This is a genomic window from Acinetobacter sp. YH16031 (assembly GCF_013417335.1).
Lineage (GTDB): Bacteria > Pseudomonadota > Gammaproteobacteria > Pseudomonadales > Moraxellaceae > Acinetobacter.
In genome coordinates this window covers 1-1953 of sequence record NZ_VPED01000122.1, presented here as the reverse complement: position 1 = coordinate 1953, position 1953 = coordinate 1, and the positions used below count along the sequence as shown (strand labels likewise).

2 protein-coding genes and 1 pseudogene are annotated in these 1953 nt (G+C 36.4%); all 3 read right to left on the bottom strand.

Features of this window, described 5'->3' with window-relative positions:
* A pseudogene (locus tag FTV31_RS16460) lies at positions 1–703 on the bottom strand (hypothetical protein); the annotation flags it as partial.
* A gap of 27 nt (positions 704–730) precedes the next feature.
* Positions 731–1483 carry a molecular chaperone gene (locus tag FTV31_RS16455; protein ID WP_180015723.1) on the bottom strand — a complete coding sequence of 251 codons (753 nt, stop codon included), beginning with the start codon at positions 1481–1483 and terminating at the stop codon, positions 731–733.
* 29 nt (positions 1484–1512) lie between these two features.
* A partial coding sequence (locus tag FTV31_RS16450; RefSeq protein ID WP_180015721.1) for a spore coat U domain-containing protein occupies positions 1513–1953 on the bottom strand: 441 nt, incomplete at its 5' end.

Sequence of the window (1953 nt, the reverse complement as noted above, 5' to 3'; positions counted from 1 at the left end):
CAAAATTTTTAGAAAGACTTACTCCGCTAATGCGGGTAGACCTACTCCAGCTCAATGGTTTGGACTGATCATCACCCACTCTGATAGTAAGCATTTTTTCAGGTAAATCACGCTGCCAATAAGTATCTAGAATTAAAGCATCTAATTTGGAATCTTCATCTGTTTTGGTATAGCTATAATTTGAGGATAAATTTAAGATTCCTCCCTCTCCTAAGCCAAATACACGAAACTCATGGGTTCCACTTAAATTGAAATAATCTTCGGAATACTGGCTATAGAAATCGTAATTAAACAAAGCGCCTGGTCGCTCTTGAGCTGGGTCAAGTTTGACAGGTTCAATAATAGTATATGCAGGATAATAGGAAGTTCGTTTAAGTGCTTTAATATCTACATCAAGGTAAATTTTCTGGTTGGAATTATCGTATTTATATTTGACTGAAGGTATGTCTTCTAAAAGATAGTAGCCTGCAGGATTAGTTTGCAGATCAGCAGGTAAAGTTAATTTAAGGTCTTGTAAAGTTTCTGTAGATATATAAAGCTGATCATCTTGTTGGAGAAAATGGCCTAAAATATTTGAGTTAGATTGATTTAAAATAACATCTAAAAAAAGTTCCTGTTGAATGGTCGAATCTACTTCTTGAGAAGTCACTTCATTTGCTATTCCCTCTTGTACATAAAGAAGTCCAAGCAAAATTACACTCAAGTAATTAGCCCTAATCATATCAAGTATTTATTTATTTACAGGAATAACCTGTTGATTAATATCAGAATTAATAACTAATCGAAACTTTCCTGCACCATTATCTGGAAGACTGATCGGTAAGTTCCAAGACATCGTTTGTCCTGCCAAAACATAACCCATCAATCCAGATATCAAAGGTACGATATTTCCTGTCGTGGATACATAACTCAACTGACTTAAGCGTAAATAGGAACTAGAACGGTTCGACACTGAAATCTGGCCGTTCGTATATTTAAACTGAATATTATCAAGCGGGGTTAGACCTTGAGTAATTTTATGAGGTTGCGAAGACTTATAAAAAACAGGAATTGAGTATTGCAATAAAATATTTAAACCCGAGTTATTTTGCTCGGAACTACTTCCTGGCAACTCATCTACCAGTACTCGAAATGCCTGCTCCTGAGTACTATTAGTATTGGCTGGCTTAATCAAGCGTACTAATTGTCTTTGACCAGGTTTAATTTCAGTAATAAGTGGACTTGCAATAAGCTTCTTAGTCGGTTCTAGAATTTCCTGGTTATTAAGCTGAGTCCACTCTTGCATACGTACTTGAGCACGAATATTTGTTTTCCCCGTGTTTGTAAGCCAAAGCTCTTTTGCTTTTTCCTGGGAAGAAAACTCTACAAGGATGGGAGATACTTGTAGACTAGCTGCTTGTGCTAAAGAACAAAAGGAAGAAGCTAAGAGAGTCACCATATAGATATGCTGACGATTTAATATTTTTTCAAATATACCTTGCAATAGCCTCTCCTTGTTTACTTATAACTTAATTAGTAAGTAATTTTAGCAGTCACAACATCAGTATATACACCTGCCTTAACATTTGTGTTGCCTTTTAATTTCGCATAGACAGGCAACTCTTGTGCTTTACCTGTACCGGTTTGCTCTAGTGCTTGATCAACTGTTTTACCCCAGATCTTTTGTGCACCGGTATCTTGGAATAAATCATAAGCCACGACAGAAGTACTGTCAGATTTATGCTTCATTTGACGTTCGCTATCCAGTACCACTTTATAAGGTGTGCCAATGGTACATGTAGCTGTTAATTTACCTGTTTGGGTACGGTTTACGTCGGTTGAACGATCTAAACTTCCGAAATCAATATCTGTAGCTGAATTAAATTCACACGATTCATTGATTGTTAATTTCACTTCAAAGTTCTGTGTTGGGGCTGTCTCTGCTTGTGCCTCAGATAATCCAACTACATATTG